3 protein-coding genes are annotated in these 4179 nt (G+C 63.5%); all 3 read right to left on the bottom strand.

The genetic code is table 11. The features are described 5' to 3' along the window. Positions 1–582 (bottom strand): DUF444 family protein (locus tag JMF90_RS26790; RefSeq protein ID WP_201325636.1); only part of this gene is annotated, 582 nt, incomplete at its 3' end. Positions 583–707: 125 nt separating this feature from the next. Next, positions 708–2630 carry a PrkA family serine protein kinase gene (locus tag JMF90_RS26785; RefSeq protein ID WP_006476065.1) on the bottom strand — a complete coding sequence of 641 codons (1923 nt, stop codon included), beginning with the start codon at positions 2628–2630 and terminating at the stop codon, positions 708–710. A 542-nt stretch (positions 2631–3172) separates the two neighbouring features. Then, the coding region (locus JMF90_RS26780; protein ID WP_236598042.1) for a methyl-accepting chemotaxis protein at positions 3173–4179 on the bottom strand (1007 nt) is incomplete at its 5' end.

Here is a 4179-nt window from a genome sequence, read left to right as displayed (position 1 = left end):
TTCGAGCTGGGCCTCGAGCTCGCGCAGCTCGTTGACGAGCGGCGAGCCGAGCGCGATGCGCCGGCCGAGCGCGCTGCGCAGCGAACGCACGACGTCGATGTTGTTCGGCGTGCCTTCCGCCGACCAGCCCGCGCGCACGTTCTTCCAGCTCGGCACCGTCAGCAGGTGCGTCTTCACGAGGCGCGGCAGTTCGAGATCGTCGAAGAAATACTGCATGAACTCGTCGCGCGACAGCTCGAACACGAAGTCGTCCTGCCCTTCGCCCTCGTTGCTCGCCTGACTGCCGCCGCCGCCCGAGCCGCCCTGCGGGCGCGGGATCTTGTCGCCGCGCACGTAGTCCTCGTTGCCGGGGTGCACGTATTCGCGACGTCCGCCCGGCGCGTGCCGGAAATTCGGCTCCGCGATGTCCTTGCGCGGGATCGTGATGCTCTGCGTGCTCTGGATATCCTTGATGCTACGGTCGCGCACCGCGTCGGACACGGCACGACGAATGTAGTTCTTGACGCGACGCAGAAAGCGTTCGCGATTGGCGATGCTCTTGTTCTTGCCGGCCAGCCTGCGGTCGATGATTTGATGAAGCACTCCCGGTCTCCCGCTCGAAAGTCGATCTGCCGGGGCACTCGCCGCGCATGCCGTCTGCCGTCATGCGGGCGGCGCCTCTGAAAGCGCCCGCACGGACTCGCCGTACGGGCGCGATACCGCGCGTGTCATGACGACTTGCGCACGCGCAGGTACCAGTCGCAAAGGAGCCTCACTTGCTTCGGCGTATAGCCCTTCGCGACCATCCGGTTCACAAAGTCCTCATGCTTGCGCTGCTCCTCCGCCGAACCCTTCGCGTTGAACGAAATGACCGGCAACAGTTCCTCGGTATTCGAGAACATCTTCTTCTCGATCACGACGCGCAACTTCTCGTAGCTCGTCCACACGGGGTTCTTGCCGGCGTTCGCCGCCCGTGCGCGCAACACGAAGTTCACGATTTCGTTGCGGAAATCCTTCGGATTGCTGATCCCGGCCGGCTTCTCGATCTTCTCCAGCTCCGCGTTCAGCGCGGCGCGATCGAAGCTCTCGCCGGTATCGTGATCGCGGAATTCCTGATCCTGGATCCAGAAGTCCGCATACGTGACGTAGCGATCGAAGATGTTCTGCCCGTATTCCGAATACGACTCGAGATACGCGGTCTGAATCTCCTTGCCGATGAACTCCGCGTACCGCGACGCGAGCACGTCCTTCACGAACGACAGGTACTTCTGCTCCGTTTCCGGCGGGAACTGCTCGCGTTCGATCTGCTGTTCGAGCACGTACATCAGGTGCACCGGGTTCGCCGCGACCTCGCTCGTATCGAAGTTGAACACGCGCGACAGGATCTTGAACGCGAAGCGGGTCGACACGCCGGTCATCCCTTCGTCCACGCCCGCGTAGTCGCGATACTCCTGGTACGACTTCGCCTTCGGATCGGTGTCCTTCAGGTTTTCGCCGTCGTACACCTGCATCTTCGAGAACAGGCTCGAATTCTCCGGCTCGTGCAGACGCGACAGCACCGAGAACTGCGACATCATCTTCAGCGTGCCCGGCGCGCAGACGGCCTCGGCGAGCGACGAATTGCGGATCAGCTTCTCGTAGATCTTGATCTCTTCCGACACGCGCAGGCAGTACGGCACCTTCACGACGAAGATCCGGTCGAGCAGTGCCTCGTTGTTGCGGTTGTTGCGGAACGCCTTCCACTCCGACTCGTTCGAGTGCGCGAGAATCACGCCGTCGAACGGAATCGCGCCGAAACCTTCGGTGCCCTTGAAGTTGCCTTCCTGCGTGGCGGTCAGCAGCGGGTGCAGCACCTTGATCGGCGCCTTGAACATTTCGACGAATTCGAGCAGGCCCTGGTTCGCCAGGCACAGGCCGCCCGAGTAGCTGTACGCGTCGGCATCGTCCTGCGCATACTGTTCGAGCTTGCGGATATCGACCTTGCCGACCAGCGACGAGATGTCCTGATTGTTCTCGTCGCCCGGCTCCGTCTTCGCGATGCCGACCTGCCGCAGGATCGACGGAAAGCGGCGCACCACGCGGAACTGGCGGATGTCGCCGTTGTATTCGTGCAGGCGCTTGACGGCCCACGGACTCAGGATGCTCTTCAGGTAGCGGCGCGGAATGCCGTACTGTTCCTCGAGGATCGGACCATCCTCGTCGTAGTCGAACAGCCCGAGCGGCGATTCGTTGACGGGCGAACCCTTCAGCGAATAGAACGGCACGCGCTCCATCAGTTGCTTCAGGCGCTCGGCGATCGACGACTTGCCGCCGCCCACCGGGCCCAGCAGATAGAGGATCTGCTTCTTCTCTTCAAGACCTTGCGCAGCGTGGCGGAAATATGCGACCACCTGCTCGATCACCTCCTCCATTCCGTAGAACTCACGGAATGCCGGATACACCTTGATGACCTTGTTCGCGAAGATCCGCGACAGGCGCGGGTCGTTGCGGGTATCGATCTGTTCAGGTTCCCCGATTGCTTCCAGCATGCGTTCACCAGCCGTCGCGTACGCGGATGGATCGTTCTTGCAGAGCGCGAGATACTCCTCCAGCGAGAGCTCTTCCTCTCGCGTTTTTTCGAAGCGGTTCGCGAAGCTGCTGTAAATATCCATGCTACCTCCCTCGCCTGAGTCTGAAGACGTGCCTGCCTTCGTATGACTGCGCAGAAGCAAGCGCGTTCGAATTCATCCTAAACCCTTTCTTATTTTTTTCACGAACTCTTCGTATGAAGTTCGTCATTCTCGACAACACCGCTTGGACAACGCATTTCGTCGTTTTACAATCGACCTCCCGAGCCGCAGAAACTGCATCCGCCGCGTCTCGTCGAACATCGAAACGTCTCGTGCGTTGGACATCTCCGACGTCGCCACTTCCTCCCCTCATCCCTATACGTTCGAGCGGTCGCGCGCGATGACACACCGCGCGCACCGTTACAAATTTTTTTCGCAGTCCCTTACGGACATACCCGTACGACGAACGCGGGAACGTGACGTGCACGCAGCGCGTCGCCGCGTATGCGTCGGTGCGCGACGCAGGTGACGATGCACGATCGATCGTCCGTGCTGTCACATTTGCCCATCGCGGAAACGACGACGCCCGCGGATCGCGGGCGTCGTTCGTCACCAAATGGGGATAGATACGCAGTGCCTGAAGATCAGAACGTCTCCCAGTCGTCGCCGCCGGCGGTCGCGACTGCCGGCGCGGGAGCGGCGGATGCGGCGGCGGGCTTGCGCGCCGGCGTCGCGGCGGGTGCGCGTTTCGGCGCGGCGTCGCGTTCGACGCGCGCCGCAGCCGGTGCTGCGGGCGCCGCAGCCGACGCGGAAAGTGCACGCGGCGCTTGACGCGCCACCGCAACGACGGTGCCCGCGCGTGCTGCTTCGTCGTCGAGCTGGAATACCGCCGCCGTTTCGCGCAGGCGGGCCGCCTGTTCCTCGAGCGACTGCGCGGCGGCCGCCGCTTCCTCGACGAGCGCGGCATTCTGCTGCGTGACCTCGTCCATCTGCGCGACCGCGCGCGCCACCTGGTCGATTCCGCTGCTCTGCTCCTCGGAGGCCGCCGCGATCTCGCCCATGATGTCCGTCACGCGCTGGACCGCGCCGATCACGTCGCTCATCGTGCGCCCGGCTTCGTCGACCAGCGTCGAGCCCGTCCGGATACGCTCCACCGACGCGTCGATCAGCGCCTTGATTTCCTTCGCCGCGCTCGACGAACGCTGCGCGAGGCTGCGCACTTCGCCGGCGACCACCGCGAAGCCGCGGCCTTCCTCGCCCGCCCGCGCGGCTTCGACGGCCGCATTCAGCGCAAGAATGTTGGTCTGGAACGCGATTCCCTCGATGATCGCGATGATGTCGGCGATTTTGGCCGAGCTGTCGTTGATTTCGCCCATCGTGCCGACCACCTGGCCGACCACCGTATTGCCCTTGTTTGCAATGTCGGACGCATTCGCGGCCAGCGAGCTTGCCTGGCGCGCATTGTCGGCATTCTGCTTCACCGTGCCCGTCAGTTGCTCCATGCTCGACGCGGTTTCCTGCAGCGCAGCGGCCTGTTCCTCGGTGCGCGACGACAGGTCGGTGTTGCCGGCCGCGATCTGGCGGGCTGCGGTCGCGATCGACTCGCTACCGCCGCGCACGGTGCGCACCGTGTCGACGAGCCCGCGCTGCA

This window comes from Burkholderia sp. E168m23, assembly GCF_016586125.1.
In the GTDB taxonomy this organism is placed as follows: Bacteria; Pseudomonadota; Gammaproteobacteria; order Burkholderiales; family Burkholderiaceae; genus Burkholderia; species Burkholderia orbicola.
The sequence above is the reverse complement of the archived record's forward strand: the minus strand, read 5'-3'. Positions and strand labels throughout refer to the sequence as shown.